At 60.0% G+C, this 16,694-nt stretch carries 16 protein-coding genes; 6 read left to right on the plus strand and 10 right to left on the minus strand.

Annotation, left to right across the window (positions count from 1 at the left end):
• Positions 1-241: 241 nt before the first annotated feature.
• From glpD to KVQ82_RS07065, 4 genes are all read right to left on the minus strand, one after another.
• Positions 242-1,777, minus strand: a complete 1,536-nt coding sequence (gene glpD, locus KVQ82_RS07050; protein WP_222018502.1) for a glycerol-3-phosphate dehydrogenase — start codon at positions 1,775-1,777, stop codon at positions 242-244.
• A 314-nt stretch (positions 1,778-2,091) separates the two neighbouring features.
• Complete coding sequence (locus KVQ82_RS07055) at positions 2,092-2,847, minus strand: DeoR/GlpR family transcriptional regulator (RefSeq protein WP_007916700.1); 756 nt, start codon at positions 2,845-2,847, stop codon at positions 2,092-2,094.
• Positions 2,848-3,085: 238 nt separating this feature from the next.
• Entirely contained in the window at positions 3,086-4,588 is a 1,503-nt protein-coding gene (glpK, locus tag KVQ82_RS07060) for a glycerol kinase GlpK (RefSeq protein WP_041068348.1), read from the minus strand.
• A gap of 78 nt (positions 4,589-4,666) precedes the next feature.
• Complete coding sequence (locus tag KVQ82_RS07065; RefSeq protein WP_222018503.1) at positions 4,667-5,518, minus strand: MIP/aquaporin family protein; 852 nt, start codon at positions 5,516-5,518, stop codon at positions 4,667-4,669.
• 362 nt (positions 5,519-5,880) lie between these two features.
• On the opposite strand from KVQ82_RS07065, the gene ybaK reads away from it, so the two are divergent.
• Positions 5,881-6,351, plus strand: a complete 471-nt coding sequence (gene ybaK / locus KVQ82_RS07070; RefSeq protein ID WP_041068352.1) for a Cys-tRNA(Pro) deacylase — start codon at positions 5,881-5,883, stop codon at positions 6,349-6,351.
• A gap of 95 nt (positions 6,352-6,446) precedes the next feature.
• Complete coding sequence (locus tag KVQ82_RS07075) at positions 6,447-7,229, plus strand: PhzF family phenazine biosynthesis protein (protein WP_041068354.1); 783 nt, start codon at positions 6,447-6,449, stop codon at positions 7,227-7,229.
• A 188-nt stretch (positions 7,230-7,417) separates the two neighbouring features.
• On the opposite strand, the gene KVQ82_RS07080 is transcribed toward KVQ82_RS07075, so the two are convergent.
• Together KVQ82_RS07080 and argF are read right to left on the minus strand one after the other, a co-directional pair.
• Positions 7,418-8,527, minus strand: coding sequence for an ABC transporter ATP-binding protein (locus KVQ82_RS07080; RefSeq protein ID WP_222018504.1), 1,110 nt, complete (start codon positions 8,525-8,527; stop codon positions 7,418-7,420).
• On the minus strand, positions 8,524-9,444 hold the full coding sequence (argF, locus tag KVQ82_RS07085) for an ornithine carbamoyltransferase (RefSeq protein ID WP_047296204.1): 921 nt from the start codon (positions 9,442-9,444) through the stop codon (positions 8,524-8,526). Before argF ends, KVQ82_RS07080 begins: the two co-directional genes overlap by 4 nt.
• Before the next feature lie 406 nt (positions 9,445-9,850).
• Between argF and KVQ82_RS07090 the strand changes: the two genes are divergently transcribed.
• The 3 genes from KVQ82_RS07090 (at position 9,851) to grxD (ending at position 12,823) form a co-directional block, all read left to right on the plus strand.
• Positions 9,851-10,141, plus strand: a complete 291-nt coding sequence (locus tag KVQ82_RS07090; RefSeq protein WP_041068361.1) for a hypothetical protein — start codon at positions 9,851-9,853, stop codon at positions 10,139-10,141.
• 137 nt (positions 10,142-10,278) lie between these two features.
• Complete coding sequence (locus KVQ82_RS07095) at positions 10,279-12,384, plus strand: molybdopterin oxidoreductase family protein (protein ID WP_222018505.1); 2,106 nt, start codon at positions 10,279-10,281, stop codon at positions 12,382-12,384.
• 97 nt (positions 12,385-12,481) lie between these two features.
• Positions 12,482-12,823, plus strand: a complete 342-nt coding sequence (gene grxD, locus KVQ82_RS07100; protein WP_003227729.1) for a Grx4 family monothiol glutaredoxin — start codon at positions 12,482-12,484, stop codon at positions 12,821-12,823.
• 184 nt (positions 12,824-13,007) lie between these two features.
• Here grxD and bfr read toward each other — a convergent pair whose 3' ends face one another.
• Together bfr and KVQ82_RS07110 are read right to left on the minus strand one after the other, a co-directional pair.
• A complete protein-coding gene (bfr, locus tag KVQ82_RS07105) occupies positions 13,008-13,481 on the minus strand; it encodes a bacterioferritin (RefSeq protein WP_007963971.1) in 474 nt (157 codons plus the stop codon).
• Between the two features lie 200 nt (positions 13,482-13,681).
• Positions 13,682-13,900, minus strand: a complete 219-nt coding sequence (locus KVQ82_RS07110; protein WP_003227725.1) for a bacterioferritin-associated ferredoxin — start codon at positions 13,898-13,900, stop codon at positions 13,682-13,684.
• 314 nt (positions 13,901-14,214) lie between these two features.
• Here KVQ82_RS07110 and KVQ82_RS07115 point away from each other — a divergent pair, with 314 nt between their 5' ends.
• Entirely contained in the window at positions 14,215-14,817 is a 603-nt protein-coding gene (locus KVQ82_RS07115; protein ID WP_007963972.1) for a peroxiredoxin, read from the plus strand.
• Positions 14,818-14,891: 74 nt separating this feature from the next.
• Here the strand turns inward: KVQ82_RS07115 and rnt are convergent, their stop codons facing one another.
• Positions 14,892-15,569, minus strand: coding sequence for a ribonuclease T (gene rnt, locus KVQ82_RS07120; protein WP_003227721.1), 678 nt, complete (start codon positions 15,567-15,569; stop codon positions 14,892-14,894).
• Entirely contained in the window at positions 15,566-16,612 is a 1,047-nt protein-coding gene (gene pyrC / locus KVQ82_RS07125; RefSeq protein ID WP_047296199.1) for a dihydroorotase, read from the minus strand. The genes rnt and pyrC overlap by 4 nt, the downstream gene beginning before the upstream one ends.
• Positions 16,613-16,694: the final 82 nt, after the last annotated feature.

Here is a 16,694-nt window from a genome sequence, read left to right on the forward strand (position 1 = left end):
ACGATCTTTAATCGCTGCCCTCGTATTGATGATCGCTCGAACCCGCATAACCTTGTAGCGAGGGGATTTATCCCCGATAGGTCGCGAAGCGGCCTTCTTTCAGCGCAAAGGCGAGGACCGCTTCGCAGTCCATCGGGGATAAATCCCCTCGCCACAGGGTTAGTGGCAGGCAAAGTAAGTCACGCAGCAAAAAGCCCCTGAATTTCTCAATTCAGGGGCTTCCTTTTAAGCGATGTTCAAATCAAGCCGCTTCAATCTTGCGGTTCTGCTCGACCTTGCCCAGGTAGGCCGCCAGTTTCTCCTGCTCGGCCGGGGTGGTGAACAGGCCCAGTTTGCTGCGACGCCACAAAATGTCGTGCGCCGTGGTCGCCCATTCTTCGCTGCACAGGTAGTCAACCTCACGGGTATAGAGCCCGCCGCCGAGGTGTTCGCCCATGTCGGCCAGCGTTTCCACGCCTTCGAGCATGCGCCAGGTGCGGCTGCCGTAGGTGGTGGCCCAGCGGCGAGCGATTTCGCTCGGGACGAAGTCGAACTTGTCGCGGATCTGTGCGCTCAAGGCTTGTGGGGTGGTCATGTCTTCGCCGCCGGGCAGGGTCGCGGTGGCGGTCCAGCTCGGGCGCATCTGGGGGAAGTACGGCATCAACTGGGCCATCGCCGACTCTGCGAGCTTGCGGTAGGTGGTCAGCTTGCCGCCGAACACCGACAGCAGCGGTGCCTCTTCGCCGCCGCCAGACAGGGCCAGGGTGTAGTCGCGGGTTACGGCCGACGGATTGTCGGATTCGTCATTGCACAGCGGGCGCACGCCCGAGTAGCTGTGCTGGATGTCGTCGCGGCTGATCTGCTTCTTGAAGTGGGCGTTGACCACTTTCAGCAGGTAATCGGTTTCGCCGTCGGTGATTGCCACTTTCGCCGGATCGCCGGTGTACTCACGGTCGGTGGTGCCGATCAGAGTGAAGTGGTTCAGGTACGGAATAGTGAAAACGATGCGCTGATCTTCGTTTTGCAGGATATGCGCGTGATCGCCTTCGTACAGCTTCGGCACAATGATGTGGCTGCCCTGAATCAGGCGAATGCCGTACGGCGATTCCATCTTCAGGTCGTCACGGATGAACTTGGCGACCCATGGACCGGCGGCGTTCACTAGCGCTTTGGCGGTGATCGAAAACAGGCTGCCATCGGCGCGTTCCAGGTTCAGGTACCACAGGCCCTTGGCGCGGCGGGCGCTGACGCAACGGGTCTGGGTGTGAATGTGCGCGCCGTGTTCACGGGCAGCCATCGCATTCAACACAACGAGGCGGGCGTCATCGACCCAGCAGTCGGAGTATTCGAAGCCTTTCTTGATTTCGCTTTTCAGTGCGCTGTCGGCGCCGAACTTCAGGCTTTTCGAACCTGGCAGCTTTTCGCGCTTGCCGAGGTTGTCATAAAGGAACAGGCCCGCGCGGATCATCCACGCCGGACGCAGGTGCGGGCGATGCGGCAGCACAAATCGCATCGGCTTGACGATGTGCGGCGCCTTGGCCAGCAGCACTTCGCGCTCGGCCAGCGCTTCACGTACCAGACGAAATTCGTAATGTTCGAGGTAGCGCAGGCCACCGTGGATCAGCTTGCTGCTGGCCGACGAAGTGTGGCTGGCCAGGTCATCCTTTTCGCAAAGGAACACCGAAAGACCGCGACCGGCGGCATCCGCTGCAATCCCCACGCCATTGATCCCGCCGCCAATCACGGCAACATCATAGATCTCGGCAATCGGGGGCGTACGCAAGGTAGAGGTGGACATCGGCTGGCCTCAGGCTCTTTTGATTTTCTGTCTTGGAAATCGAACATAAATGTTCATTTGCGAAAATGGTAGCCCATAAAGACGCGCGCAGCCAGTCGCCTTCGATTGAAAAAACTCATCGAAGGGCGGCTAAAGGAAAATATTCGAACATTATTGAGGCAGGGATGCTCTCTGTAGCGAGGGGATTTATCCCCGATGGGCCGCGTAGCGGCCCCTCAATGTTGGATATCAGGCACACCGCATTGGGTGGTTTTGGGACTGCTTCGCAGCCCATCGGGGATAAATCCCCTCGCCACAGGGGAATGTCGACGGGATTAAACGACTTCCAGGCGAATCTTGTGCTGGCTCAGCAATTGCGCCAGCGCCGGCACCGGTTGCTGATCGGTCACCAGGCAGTCGATCAGGCTGATTGGACCGAGGCGAATCATCGCGTTACGCCCGAATTTGCTCGAGTCCGCCGCCAGAATCACCTGTCGCGCGTTGGCGATGATCGCCTGCGACACGCGTACTTCCTGATAATCGAAGTCGAGCAGGCTGCCGTCTTCGTCGATGCCGCTGATGCCCACCAGCGCAAAATCGACCTTGAACTGATTGATGAAATCCACACTCGCCTGACCCACCACGCCGCCGTCACGGCGCACGTTGCCGCCGGTCAGCAGCACATCGAAATCATCCTTGGCACTGAGCATCGAGGCGACGTGCAGGTTGTTGGTGATGATCTTCAAATGGTTGTGATTGAGCAGGGCGCGGGCAATCGATTCGGTGGTGGTGCCGATGTTGATGAACAGCGAGGCGTGATCGGGGATCTGCGCGGCGATGGCTTCACCGATGCGTTGTTTTTCGTCGCGCATCTGATCGGCGCGCATCGCATAGGCGGTGTTTTCGACGCTGGAATCGTAGGCCGCGCCGCCATGGTAGCGACGCAACAGATTGGCTTCCGCGAGCTGATTGATGTCGCGGCGGATGGTTTGCGGGGTCACAACGAACAGCGTGGCCATTTCCTCGATGCTCACATAGCCGCGTTCGCGGACCAGCTCGAGGATTTGCTGCTGACGGGGAGGCAGATTCATGGGGCTTCCTTTGGGCTGCCGTGCAAAATTTGCCCATGATGACGCAGGAATCTCCTCCCGACCAGTTTCCAAACAACGTGAAAGCTACTGCGCTCGGCAATCCTGCGTTAAAAACAGGCTCGGACTGCTCATTTACAAACCCGTAAACTCCGCGTCCTCGCCTGTTTTTGCCTTGTCTTGCCTTCGCTCGCTACGCTTTCACGCTGTTTGGACAGCTTAAGTCAGTCCACAGACTGGCTTATTCAGCGTCTTCACGCGCCCAGTCACGGGTGCGGCTGACGGCTTTTTTCCAGCCTTTGTACAGTTTCTCTTTCTCGACTTCGTCCAGGCTCGGTTCGAACTCGCGCTCGATTACCGCTTTGCCGCGCAGTTCTTCCAGGCTGCCCCAGAAACCGCACGCCAGACCGGCCAGATACGCCGCGCCCAGTGCCGTGGTTTCGCGCATTTGCGGGCGCTCGACCTGGGTGCCGAGGATGTCGGCCTGGAACTGCATGAGGAAGTTGTTGGCGACCGCGCCGCCGTCCACGCGCAGGGCCTTGAGGCGTTCGCCGGAGTCCTGTTGCATGGCGTCGAGCACGTCGCGGGTCTGGTAGGCGATCGATTCCAGCGCGGCACGGATGATGTGATCCACGCGCACGCCGCGCGTCAGGCCGAACAGTGCGCCACGGGCATACGGGTCCCAGTACGGAGCGCCCAGACCGGTGAACGCCGGTACCAGGTACACGCCGTTGCTGTCCTTCACTTTGTTGGCGAAGTATTCGGTGTCGTGAGCGTCGTTGACGATCTTCAGTTCATCGCGCAGCCACTGCACGGTCGAGCCACCGTTGAAGACTGCGCCTTCCAGGGCGTAAGCCACTTCGCCACGCGGGCCGCAAGCGATGGTGGTGAGCATGCCGTGCTGCGATTTCACCGCTTTGTCGCCGGTGTTCATCAGCAGGAAGCAGCCAGTGCCGTAGGTGTTTTTTGCCTGGCCCGGCTCGACGCACATCTGGCCGAACAGTGCCGCTTGCTGATCACCGGCGATACCGCCGATGGCGATGCCGCTCTTGGTGCGACCGTAGATTTCCGAAGACGCTTTCACTTCCGGGAGCATCTCGCGCGGGATGTCGAGGATTTCCAGCATCTTCGAGTCCCACTCCAGCGAGTGGATGTTGAAGAGCATGGTGCGCGAGGCGTTGGTGTAGTCGGTGACGTGCACCTTGCCGCCGGTGAATTTCCAGATCAGCCAGCTGTCGACGGTGCCGAACAGCAGTTCGCCGTTGCGCGCACGTTCGCGGCTGCCTTCGACGTTGTCGAGGATCCACTTCAGCTTGGTGCCGGAGAAGTACGGGTCGGTGACCAGACCGGTGTTGTCGCGGATGTACTCTTCATGGCCATCGCGCTTGAGCTGCTGGCAGATCTCGGTGCTGCGGCGGCACTGCCAGACGATGGCGTTGTACACCGGACGACCGGTGGTCTTGTCCCAGACCACAGTGGTTTCACGCTGGTTGGTGATACCGATGGCGGCGACCTGATCGTGATGCAGACCGGCCTGGGCCAGCGCTTCGACCATCACTGCGCTCTGGGTGGCAAAGATTTCCATCGGATCGTGCTCGACCCAACCGGCTTGCGGGTAATGCTGGGCGAATTCGCGCTGGGCGGTGCAGACCACGTTCGCGTCGCGGTCGAAGATGATCGCGCGGGAGCTGGTCGTACCCTGATCGAGGGCAATGATGTAGTTCTTATTCTGAATGTCGGTCATGTCGATTGCCTTGGACGAAATAAGGGAGAGTGGGCCGTGGCGCGGGTTCTAAATGGGCAGGAGCCCGCGCCGACTGTTTCAAGAAGTTCTTGGTTTGCCGTCAATGGCCGGTTCTGCATCCTTTGTAGCAGGTGTGGCGCCGGTCAGGTGACGGGCAATGAGCCCGCGATACCCGGCGGCGCCGAGGCAGGCACCGACAATCGGTGCAAAAATCGGTATCAGGAAGTACGGAATATCGCGGCCGCCAGTGAAGGAAATTTCACCCCAGCCGGCGAAGAAAGTCATCAGTTTCGGACCGAAGTCCCGTGCCGGGTTCATCGCAAAACCGGTCAGCGGGCCCATCGAACTGCCGATCACGGCAATCAGCAAACCGATCAGCAGCGGGGCAATCGGGCCTTTCGGCAGACCGTTGTTGTCGTCGGTCAGGGCCATGATCACGCCCATCAGGATCGCGGTGATGATCATCTCGACCAAGAACGCCTGGGCGGTGGACAGCACTGGATTGGGGAACGTCGAGAACACCGAGGCCAGTTCGAGGCTGGCGGCCGTGCCACGCACCATATGATGGGTTTGTTCGTAATCGAAGAACAGGTTGCTGTACAGCGTGTAAAACAACAGCGCGCCGCAGAAGGCGCCAGCGATCTGCGACAGGATATAGAACGGCAGTTTGCGCTTTTCGAAGTCGGCGAAAATGCTCAGGGCAATGCTCACGGCAGGGTTCAGGTGCGCGCCGGAAACGCCGGCGGTCAGGTAGATCGCCATGCTCACGCCGACGCCCCAGATGATACTGATTTCCCACAGACCGAAGCTGGCGCCCGCGACTTTGAGCGCGGCGACACAGCCAGTGCCGAAAAAGATCAGAAGTGCAGTCCCCAGAAACTCGGCCAGGCATTGGCCGGAAAGCGATGGTTGCTGTAAAGCAGTTGTCATTGAAAACCTCGGTTTTTGTTGTTGTCTGGCGCGTTTGCCGTCAGGGCAAGGCGCGATTTTCCCCGGGGCAGGATCCCCATCCTGTTCCCGGTTTACTGCTGGGTGCTGCGGTGACGATAATTCTTACATTATTCAGATTCGAAAAAATATAGACAAGAAACAAACCTGTCAAAGGTCGAAAGTGAACCGTCGGTCACAATTCAACTATCAACCTGCTGAATGGTCCTGCCGATGGCGGCGGCGATAGCCTGGCGGCTCACGCGCAAAGCCCGGGAAACGGGGCTTGCGCTAGAGCCTTTTGCGCTGTGATGACCTAGAATCCGGCGCAGGATTTTTCTGTTGATGCCGAGCCTGGAGCTGCCATGACCCCTGCGTTGGACTTGTTGAAAAAAGTTCGTGCCGAACATCGCGTGCACAGTTACGAACATGACCCGAAGGCCGCGTCCTATGGGCTGGAGGCCGCAGAGAAACTGGCGCTGGAGCCGGCGCAGGTGTTCAAGACGCTGCTCGCTGCCAGCGAAAAAGGTGAATTGCTGGTGGCGGTGGTACCGGTCGTCGGAAGCCTTGATCTCAAGGGGCTGGCACACGCGGCGGGCGTGAAGAAAGTCGAAATGGCTGACCCGGCGGCGGCGCAGCGTTCCACCGGTTACCTGCTGGGCGGGATCAGTCCGCTGGGGCAGAAGAAGCGTCTGCGCACCTTCATCGATAACTCGGCTCAGGGTTTTGCGACTATTTATGTCAGTGCTGGCCGACGCGGCCTGGAGGTCGAGTTGGCGCCCGCCGTGCTCGCCGAGCATACACAGGCCAAATTTGCCGACATCGGTCGGGTGTAACGCTGAATTCTGTATGAAGAAAATTGGCCGGTTCTGTCACTGGCGCTGAACCGGCCCGCGCCGCATGCTCTGCCCACGGACTTAGGGAGAAGGTTATGCAGCTTGAGTTTCATCAGGTCGACGCGTTCAGCGACCGACCGTTCAGTGGCAATCCGGCGATGGTGTATCGGCTCGACGCATGGCTTGCGGATGAGTTGATGCAGAAGATCGCCGCCGAACACAATCTGGCGGAAACCGCGTTCGTGGTGCGCGAAGGCGCCGCGTGGCACATCCGCTGGTTCACTCCGACCACCGAAGTGCCGTTGTGCGGGCATGCGACGCTGGCCAGTGCCCACGTGTTGTTCGAGGTCTACAAGGAAAACGTCGAGCGTCTGGACTTCACCTGCAAGTCCGGGCCGTTGAGCGTCAGCCGCGAAGGTGATCGCCTGTGGCTGGACTTTCCGTCGATCGTGCCATCGGCGATTGGCGTGACGCTGGATGTCGAGCGTGCGCTGGGTGTCGAGGCGGTGGATGTGCTCGGTTCCAACGAGTTGTTCGTGGTGCTGGAGTCGGAGCAGGCAGTGCTCGACTGCACACCGGACATGGTCGCGCTGGCGAAACTGCCGTGGCTCGGCGCCATCGTGACGGCGCGCGGCAATCAGCATGATTTTGTCTCGCGTTATTTTGCGCCGGCCATCGGTATCAACGAAGACCCGGTCACCGGTTCGACGCATTGCAGCTTGATTCCCTACTGGTCGAAACGTCTGGGCAAGTCGAGCCTGACCGCGTGCCAGCGTTCGGCGCGGGGCGGGGAGTTGTTCTGTCGGCTGGAGGGGGAGCGGGTGAAGATCGGCGGGAATGCGACGCTGGTGGCCAGCGGTACACTGATCCTCGGTTAACGCAAAACTTTGTTGGAGTGAGCCTTTGTAGTGAGGGGATTTATCCCCGATGGGCTGAGCAGCAGCCCCAAACCATTACTTGCACAGTGCCAGGCACTCCGCGGTGCAGGTTAAAGGGCCGCTTCGCGCCCCATCGGGGATAAATCCCCTCACCACAAAAAACCTCCACACTCCGATGTTCTGTTTGATCAGAGGGCGGTGCTGTAGCGGCGGACGCCGTTTTCCACTGCCGGGATTTGTGCGGCGGTGCTGCCCGATGCCTGGAACAGGACCAGGTGTTCTGCAGCAACCCGAATCCCGACATCCGTACCCACCTGATGGTCCGCATGGCTGGGGAAGATCGATTCCAGCTGCGCGCCGGTCGGCAGTTGCAGGCGATACAGGGTCGAGGCACCGAGGAAGGTCTTGCCGACGATGCGTGCTTTCAACGCGCTGTCCGGCGCATAAACGATGTCATCCGGACGCAGCAACACATCCACCGCGCCGCCCACCGGCCAGGTATAGGCCCGGTTGCCGCGCAGTTCGCCGAGTTCGGTCTGCACCGATTCCGGGCTGCCGAGCTGACCGCGAATGAAATAACCCTGACCAATGAAACTGGCCACAAACGGCGTCGCCGGCTCGTGGTAGAGATTGTAGGGTGTGTCCCACTGTTCCAGCCGGCCTTCCTTGAATACGCCAACGTGATCGCTCACGGCGAAGGCTTCTTCCTGGTCGTGGGTCACCAGAATCGCACTGGTGCCACGGGCCTTGAGGATGTCGCGCACTTCGTGGCTGAGCTTGCGGCGCAGTTCGCCATCGAGGTTGGAGAACGGTTCGTCGAGCAGCAGCAGTTGCGGTTCTGGCGCCAGGGCGCGGGCGAGGGCGACGCGTTGTTGCTGGCCGCCGGAGAGCTCGTGCGGGAAGCGTTTGCCGAGGTTCTTCAGGTTGACCAGTTCCAGCAGCTCTTCGGTGACGCGCGCCTTGTTCGGGTGCTTGCGGATCCCGAAGGCGATGTTGTCCGCGACGCTGAGGTGCGGGAACAGTGCGTAGTCCTGGAACACCATGCCGATCCGGCGTTTCTCCGGGGCCAGAGTGAAACCGGCGCTGGAAATGGTTTCGCCGCCCAAAGTGATTTCCCCTTCGTGCACCGGTTCAAAACCGGCAATCGCGCGCAGGGTGGTGGTCTTGCCGCAGCCGGACGAGCCGAGCAGGCAGCCGATGTCGCCAGCGTTGAGGTGCAGATTGAGGTTCTGCACCACGCGTTGATCTTGGTAGCCGCAAGCGAGGTTGCGCAGGTTCAGCAGTAATTCATGACTCATGCGTGGTGATATGCCGGTTCGACGAGGAACTCAAGCAGGGCCTTCTGTGCGTGGAGACGGTTTTCTGCCTGATCCCAGGCAACGGAGCGCGGGTCATCGAGCAGGTCGAGGCTGATTTCTTCACCGCGGTGCGCCGGCAGGCAGTGCATGAACAGCACATCTTCAGCCGCCAGATCGAGCAGGGCGCGGGTCACCTGGAACGGTGCAAACAGCTTCAGGCGCTTGGCAGTTTCCTCTTCCTGACCCATCGAAGTCCAGACGTCAGTGCTCACCAGGTGCGCACCGCGCACGGCGTCTTGCGGATCGCGGACGATGGTCACGCGATCGCCGGCGCGGGCGACGAACTCAGGATTGGGCTCGTAGCCTTGCGGGCAGGCAACGCGCAACTGGAAGTCGAACTGGATCGCCGCTTCTATATAGCTGTTGCACATGTTGTTGCCGTCGCCGATCCACGCCACGGTCTTGCCCTGAATCGAGCCACGGTGTTCGAGGAAGGTCTGCATGTCGGCCAGCAACTGGCACGGGTGCAAGTCATCGGACAGGCCGTTGATCACTGGCACGCGCGAGTTGGCGGCGAATTCGGTCAGGGTGCTGTGGGCAAAGGTACGGATCATCACCGCGTCGAGCATGCTCGACATGACGATGGCGCAGTCGCCAATCGGCTCGCCACGGCCCAGCTGGGTGTCGCGTGGCGAGAGGAAGATCGCCTGGCCACCGAGCTGGATCATGCCGGCCTCGAAGGAGATCCGGGTACGGGTCGAGGATTTCTCGAAAATCATCCCCAGGACGCGGTTTTTCAGCGGCTCGAACAGTACGCCGCGGTTACGCAGGTCCTTGAGCTCAACGCCTCGACGGATCACGCTGACCAGCTCTTCGGGCGTGCAATCCATCAGGGAGAGAAAGTGCCTTGCGCTCATCATTGACTACCTTTTTGTTACAAACCGCAGATGCTCAAAGCCTTGTTTAACGGAACAACGGGCGAGACCTGCGGCGTAAGCCGCACGGGGCGACGAAATAGGGGAAGGCGCGATATTGACACTAAATGTCGCGTTACGCCAATAGGCTACGGATTTTGCGGGATTCGGTGGGGCGTCGGATGTTGCTGTCGCACATTTGATGAAGCCGGGTTCAGAGCCGCCACGAGCCTCTTTGTACACTGGCCTTGCAGGGCTTGGCAATTCAGCATGGCGGGGATCGAGTCGCCTGGGTCGGTTTACGACCGTGGCGCCATGCCATCACTTGGTCGGATGCTCGGACTGAAACATTTGCTAAAGCAAAGTGCTGGGTTATAAATAAGTTTCGAGCGACGCAGGAAGCCTCCGCATGGAATCGAAAGAAAAACTGTTAATGGAACTGCTGGGTCACACGGCTCGCTCTTTGACCCATCTCACCGCGTCGGTGACCTCAATGTCCTTCGAACTGCTGCGCAGCGACGACGAAGTGGTCAAGACCGCCGGCCGTCACATGATCGATCGCATGGCGACCATCAGTGCCGGGCTCGACGAGCACTGGCGGCTGATCGGCGAACTCACCGGTGTGCACATCGCTCACGAGCAGATCGAGACCATTCAGGAAATCCAGTTGCAGGCGCCGCCGCAGCTGCCGTCCAACTGAACCTGACAGGCTATCGGCTCGCCTGATAGCCGTCGATTCACAAGACGAACATCGCTGGCATCGCTCCCTTGCACGGGCCATAGTTTTGTTCCCGCAGGCATGCCCGTTGCCTGCCCAGAACAAGACAGAGACTGGCCATGACCAAGACTCTCCATCACCGCGCCTGCCACCTGTGCGAAGCCATCTGCGGCCTGACCATCGAGACCACCGAATCCGATGGCAACGTTGCGATCACCTCGATCAAGGGCGATGCCCTCGACACCTTCAGTCGCGGGCATATCTGCCCCAAGGCCGTGGCCTTGCAAGACATCCAGAATGACCCCGATCGCCTGCGTCAGCCGATGCGCCGGGTCGGCAGCGAATGGCTGCCGATCGAGTGGGACCAGGCCTTTGCACTGGTGGCCGAGCGTCTGGCGGCGATTCAGGAGCGTCACGGGCAAAACGCGGTGGCGGTCTACCAGGGCAACCCGAGCGTGCACAACTATGGGCTGATGACCCACAGCAACTACTTTCTCGGCCTGCTGAAGACGCGCAATCGCTTCTCGGCGACTTCGGTCGATCAGTTGCCGCATCACCTGAGCAGTTACCTGATGTACGGCCATGGCTTGCTGCTGCCAATCCCGGACATCGATCACACCGATTTCATGCTGATCCTCGGCGGCAACCCGCTGGCGTCCAACGGCAGCATCATGACCGTGCCGGATGTAGAGAAACGCCTGAAGGCGATTCAGGCGCGCGGCGGCAAAGTGGTGGTGGTCGATCCCCGGCGCAGCGAAACGGCGGCCATCGCCGATCAGCACCTGTTCGTGCGGCCTGGTGGCGACGCGGCGCTTTTGTTCGGGGTGCTCAACACCTTGTTCAGCGAAGACCTGACCCGTGACAGCCTCTTGCCGGTTGATGGCCTTGATGAAGTGCGCGCAGCCGTCGCCACGTTCACTGCCGAAGCCATGAGCCCGCTGTGTGCGGTGCCGGCCGAGCAGATCCGCCAACTGGCGCGGGATTTCGCTGCGGCGCCGAGTGCCGTGTGCTACGGGCGCATGGGCGTTTCGACTCAGGCGTTCGGCACCTTGTGTCACTGGGTGGTGCAGTTGATCAATCTGGTCACCGGCAACCTTGACCGGGTGGGCGGCGCGTTGTGCACCGAGCCGGCGGTGGATCTGGTGGCGTCGACCTCGGGCGGGCATTTCAACAAGTGGCAGAGCCGGGTATCCGGACGGCCCGAGTACGGCGGCGAGCTGCCGGTCTCGGCGCTGGCCGAAGAGATGCTCACTGAAGGCGAAGGGCAGATTCGCGCGCTGATCACAGTGGCCGGCAATCCGGTGTTGTCGACGCCCAACGGCCGGCAACTGGAGCAGGCGCTGGACGGTCTGGAGTTCATGCTCAGCATCGACCTGTACATCAACGAAACCACGCGTTACGCCGATTTGATCCTGCCGTCGACCTCGGCGCTGGAGAACGATCACTACGACACTACGTTCAACCTGTTCGCGGTGCGCAACGTCACTCGCTTCAACCGGGCGATTCTCGCCAAACCAGAGGGTGCGCTGCACGATTGGGAAATTTTCGTCGGCCTGGCCAAGGCTTTCGCCGAAAAGACCGGCAAGGAACTGAAACCGACCTTGCCGCCGGCGCAGATGATCGATATGGGCCTGCGCATGGGGCTGTATGGCGATGCGTCCGATCGGAAGCTGTCGTTGGCGACATTGTTCGATCATCCGCACGGGATTGATCTTGGGGCGTTGAAACCGAATCTTGCCGCTCGCCTCAAGACGCCAAATCAACGGGTGCAGGCTGCGCCGCCGGAGATCCTCGCTGATCTCGCACGCTTTGCGGCCTTGCAGGCGCCGGCAGCCGATGAGTTGTTGATGATCGGCCGGCGCCATGTGCGCAGCAACAATTCGTGGATGCACAATTACCATCGGCTAGTGAAGGGCAAACCGCGTCATCAACTGCTGATGCACCCGGACGATCTGGCCAGTCGCGGGCTCGACGACGGGCAATGGGTGCGCGTCAGTTCGCGGGTCGGACAGATCGAAGTGGAGGTGCTCGGCAGCCTGGACATGATGAAAGGCGTGGTCAGCCTGCCCCATGGCTGGGGGCATGCGCGCCCGGGCGTGCAAATGGCGATTGCCAGTGGTCAGCCGGGGTCTAGCGCCAACGACCTGACCGATGAATGCCAGCTCGACGAGCTGTCGGGCAACGCGGCGCTCAATGGCGTGCCGGTGACGGTGGTGGCGGCTTGAATATGCCTGTCGGGGAGACCGAGCAGCGCGCTCGGGATTCCGTTACAATGCGTCACCGTGCCGACCCATGAGTCGGAAAGTTCAGCCGAGGTGCTCCATGGATATCATCGAAACGATTAAAGAGCAGATTGCCAACAACACCATTCTGCTTTACATGAAAGGCTCGCCGAATGCCCCACAGTGTGGCTTTTCCGCGAAAGCTGCGCAGGCTGTAATGGGCTGTGGCGAGAAGTTCGCCTACGTCGACATCCTGCAGAACCCGGAAATCCGCGCCAACCTGCCAAAGTACGCCAACTGGCCGACTTTCCCGCAACTGTGGGTTGGTGGTGAACTGGTCGGCGGCAGCGACATCATGGCTGAAATGTTCGCCAACGGTGAGCTGCAGACTCTGGTCAAGGAAGCATCGGCCAAGGCGGCTGCGGCCAAGTCCGAAGCCTGATCCGGCTTTCACTCGGCACATGCTTCTGCTGTAGGAGCTGTCGAGTGAAACGAGACTGCGATCTTTTGATCTTCAGTCAATAAAAAGCCCCGCACCTCGGAAGAGGGCGGGGCTTTTTAGTGCGCTGGAAAAGTTAACGCGAGTTGCCGGTGCAATCTGAAAAGATCGCAGCCTGCGGCAGCGCCTACTCCTCGCCCATCTGCGATTGCAGATAGTTCTCGAGACCGACTTTATCGATCAGGCCCAGTTGGGTTTCCAGCCAGTCGATATGCTCTTCTTCGGATTCGAGAATGTCTTCAAGCAATTCACGGCTGCCGAAGTCGCCAACCGATTCGCAATGGGCGATGGCGGCTTTCAGGTCGGCGTGGCCGGTCTTCTCGATGCGCAGGTCACACTCCAGCATTTCCCGGGTGTGCTCGCCGATGTGCAGCTTGCCCAGATCCTGCACGTTCGGCAGGCCTTCCAGGAACAGGATGCGCTTGATCAGCTTGTCCGCGTGTTTCATCTCGTCGATGGATTCGTGGTACTCGTGCTTGCCCAGCTTGTTCAGGCCCCAATCTTCATACATGCGGGCATGCAGGAAGTACTGATTGATCGCGACCAGCTCATTGGCAAGGATCTTGTTGAGATGCTGGATGACTGTAATGTCGCCTTTCATGATGGGAGTCCTGCCCTGTAATAGCCGTATATAAGGCGGAGTTTGAGCCGGGTACTTATAAGTGTCAAACCTAAGTTATTGAATAATAAATGAAATTAAATCTGAATAAGAATGTTTGTGTTCCGCGTCTGGCACCTAAGCACTTGATTTGCGGACATAAAAAAACCGGACATAAGTCCGGTTCTTCGAAATCTGGGTAATTACGCAGCCGTAAATTCTACCGGATAGGGGATCGCGGCCTGAGCGGTTTGCAGCTTGGTCAGGGTTTCGCGAACCACTTCCTTGGCCAGGCAGGCACATTTGCCGCATTGGCTGGCGACGCCAGTGGCCTGGCGGACTTCTTTGTAGCTGCAGCAACCTTCATAGATCGCTTCGCGGATCTGTCCGTCGGTGACGCCAGTGCAGAGGCAAACATACATAAGTGAGAACCGTCGCTGGTTGTGACTCAATTGCGATGGATCTTAATGTTAACGAGAATGATTGTCAAAGTGCTTTCTGAATGGTTTTCGATCGAAAGGCCGGTCACTGACGAACGGTGATTAATGGCGAATGGCCTGGCCCCGAAAATGCTGGTCCGTTATCCGCCTTGGGCAAAAAACCGTTAAGGACAGGCGAAAAACGCAGTGTATGATGGTCGGCCCTTGCGAAGAGGGTTCGTGTCACAGGGCTGTCGCCTGAGGGTGGCAGGCTGGCCCGGACCCTGAACTTCAAAGTTATTCACCAGGAGATATCCATGAGCGTACTCGTAGGCAAACAAGCCCCTGACTTCACCGTCCCGGCCGTACTCGGCAATGGCGAGATCGTTGACAGCTTCACCCTGTCCTCGGCCATCAAAGGCAAATACGGCCTGGTGTTCTTCTACCCGCTGGACTTCACCTTCGTCTGCCCGTCCGAGCTGATCGCTCTGGACAACCGCATGGCTGACTTCAAGGCGCGCAACGTGGAAGTGGTCGCCGTGTCGATCGACTCGCACTTCACCCACAACGCCTGGCGCAACACCCCGGTCAACAATGGCGGCATCGGCCAGGTGAAATACACCATGGCTGCCGACATGAAGCACGAAATCGCCAAGGCCTACGACGTTGAATCCGAAGGCGGCGTGGCTTTCCGTGGCGCGTTCCTGATCGACGACAAGGGCGTCGTCCGTTCGCAGATCATCAACGACCTGCCGCTGGGTCGTAACATGGAAGAGCTGATCCGTCTGGTCGACGCTCTGCAATTCCACGAAGAGCACGGCGAAGTTTGCCCTGCCAACTGGAAGAAAGGCGACAAAGGCATGAACGCTTCGCCAGAAGGCGTCGCGGCTTACCTGACCGAGAACGCTGCTGCCCTGTAAGGCGCAACGTCGAGGTACAAAAAAACCGGCCCAAGTGGCCGGTTTTTTCATGCACGGGAAATACCCGACGAGGATCAGTCGTCGAAGTCTTCCCAGCCGCCCATCTGTTTCCAGCGGTTGACGATGCCGCAGAACAGCTCGGCGGTCTTCTCGGTGTCGTAACGCGCCGAATGCGCTTCACGGCCGTCGAAGTCGATGTCCGCTGCCTGACAGGCTTTCGCCAGCACGGTTTGACCGTAAGCCAGACCGGCCAGCGTCGCGGTATCGAAGCTGGAGAACGGATGGAACGGATTGCGCTTCATGTCCAGACGCGCAACCGCGGCATTCAGGAAGCCGAGGTCGAAGCTGCTGTTATGCCCGACCAGAATCGCCCGTTTGCAGCCATTGGCCTTCAGCGCCTTGCGCACGCCACGGAAGATGTCGGTCAGCGCGGTTTCTTCGCTGACCGCCATGCGCAACGGGTGATCGAGCTTGATCCCGGTGAACTCCAGCGCGGCTGCTTCAATGTTCGCGCCTTCGAACGGCTCGACGCGGAAGAAGTAGGTGTGGTCCGGGTAAACGAAACCCTTTTCGTCCATGGCGATGGTGGTCGCAGCAATCTCCAGCAGAGCGTCGGTGGCCGAGTTGAAGCCACCGGTCTCTACGTCGACGACAACCGGCAGGTAGCCGCGAAAACGCGCTGCCATTGGATGACGGGAACCGCCGCCGCCACCTTGACCGTCCAGTTCGTCGTCGAAATGGTCTTCACTCACGCGTGTTCCTCCAGCAGGCGCCAGCGCAGTTTTTCACCGGCGCGCAGCGGGATAACGTTCAGCTCGCCGAATGGCAGGCTGGTCGGGGCGGTCCATTCTTCGCGAACCAGGGTGATGCGATCGGTGTTGGCCGGCAGACCGTAGAAGCGCGGGCCGTTCAGGCTGGCAAACGCTTCAAGCTTGTCCAGCGCATTACGCTGTTCGAACGCTTCGGCATACAGCTCGATGGCGGCGTACGCGGTGTAGCAGCCGGCGCAGCCGCAGGCGGCTTCCTTGGCGTGCTGGGCGTGCGGCGCCGAGTCGGTGCCGAGGAAGAACTTCGCGCTGCCGCTGGTGGCCGCGTCGAGCAGGGCTTCCTGATGGGTATTGCGCTTGAGGATCGGCAGGCAGTAGAAGTGCGGCCGGATCCCGCCCACCAGCATGTGGTTGCGGTTGTACAGCAGGTGATGCGCGGTGATGGTCGCGCCAACGTTGGCCGAGGCTTCGTTGACAAACTGCACGGCGTCGCCGGTGGTGATGTGTTCGAACACCACTTTGAGCGTCGGGAAACGCTCGACGACACGGCGCATGTGCTCATCGATGAAAATCTTTTCGCGATCGAAGACGTCGACATCGCCACGGGTGACTTCGCCGTGGATCAGCAGCGGCATGCCGACTTCGGCCATGGCTTCCAGCGCCGGGAAGATCTTGTCGATGCTGGTCACACCAGAGTCGGAGTTGGTGGTGGCGCCAGCCGGGTACAGCTTGGCGGCGTGCACGAAACCGCTGGCCTTGGCCTCACGAATTTCTTCGGGCTGGGTGCGGTCGGTGAGGTACAGCACCATCAGCGGTTCGAAACGACTGCCGGCCGGGCGGGCAGCGAGAATCCGCTGGCGATAGCCATCGGCTTCAGCGGCGTTGCGCACCGGTGGTACCAGGTTGGGCATGATGATGGCGCGGCCAAAGGTGCGCGCCACATCGGCAACGGTATTGGTCAACACGGCACCATCGCGAAGATGAATGTGCCAGTCGTCGGGACGCAGCAGGGTCAGGCGGTCGGACATGAGGGGATTCCAGGCGGGTCAAACTGAGGGGAATGCTACCGGAAAAGACTCTTGCAGGCACTCGCTATCAAGTTTTGCGAGA

This window comes from Pseudomonas sp. AO-1, assembly GCF_019775695.1.
Classification (GTDB): Bacteria; Pseudomonadota; Gammaproteobacteria; order Pseudomonadales; family Pseudomonadaceae; genus Aquipseudomonas; species Aquipseudomonas parakoreensis.

Bases quoted from the DNA above. Each gene is read 5' to 3' on its own strand.
- glpD (WP_222018502.1), bottom strand. From the start codon at position 1,777: ATGTCCACCTCTACCTTGCGTACGCCCCCGATTGCCGAGATCTATGAT.
- KVQ82_RS07055 (WP_007916700.1), bottom strand. From the start codon at position 2,847: ATGAATCTGCCTCCCCGTCAGCAGCAAATCCTCGAGCTGGTCCGCGAA.
- glpK (WP_041068348.1), bottom strand. From the start codon at position 4,588: ATGACCGACATTCAGAATAAGAACTACATCATTGCCCTCGATCAGGGT.
- KVQ82_RS07065 (WP_222018503.1), bottom strand. From the start codon at position 5,518: ATGACAACTGCTTTACAGCAACCATCGCTTTCCGGCCAATGCCTGGCC.
- ybaK (WP_041068352.1), top strand. From the start codon at position 5,881: ATGACCCCTGCGTTGGACTTGTTGAAAAAAGTTCGTGCCGAACATCGC.
- KVQ82_RS07075 (WP_041068354.1), top strand. From the start codon at position 6,447: ATGCAGCTTGAGTTTCATCAGGTCGACGCGTTCAGCGACCGACCGTTC.
- KVQ82_RS07080 (WP_222018504.1), bottom strand. From the start codon at position 8,527: ATGAGTCATGAATTACTGCTGAACCTGCGCAACCTCGCTTGCGGCTAC.
- argF (WP_047296204.1), bottom strand. From the start codon at position 9,444: ATGAGCGCAAGGCACTTTCTCTCCCTGATGGATTGCACGCCCGAAGAG.
- KVQ82_RS07090 (WP_041068361.1), top strand. From the start codon at position 9,851: ATGGAATCGAAAGAAAAACTGTTAATGGAACTGCTGGGTCACACGGCT.
- KVQ82_RS07095 (WP_222018505.1), top strand. From the start codon at position 10,279: ATGACCAAGACTCTCCATCACCGCGCCTGCCACCTGTGCGAAGCCATC.
- grxD (WP_003227729.1), top strand. From the start codon at position 12,482: ATGGATATCATCGAAACGATTAAAGAGCAGATTGCCAACAACACCATT.
- bfr (WP_007963971.1), bottom strand. From the start codon at position 13,481: ATGAAAGGCGACATTACAGTCATCCAGCATCTCAACAAGATCCTTGCC.
- KVQ82_RS07110 (WP_003227725.1), bottom strand. From the start codon at position 13,900: ATGTATGTTTGCCTCTGCACTGGCGTCACCGACGGACAGATCCGCGAA.
- KVQ82_RS07115 (WP_007963972.1), top strand. From the start codon at position 14,215: ATGAGCGTACTCGTAGGCAAACAAGCCCCTGACTTCACCGTCCCGGCC.
- pyrC (WP_047296199.1), bottom strand. From the start codon at position 16,612: ATGTCCGACCGCCTGACCCTGCTGCGTCCCGACGACTGGCACATTCAT.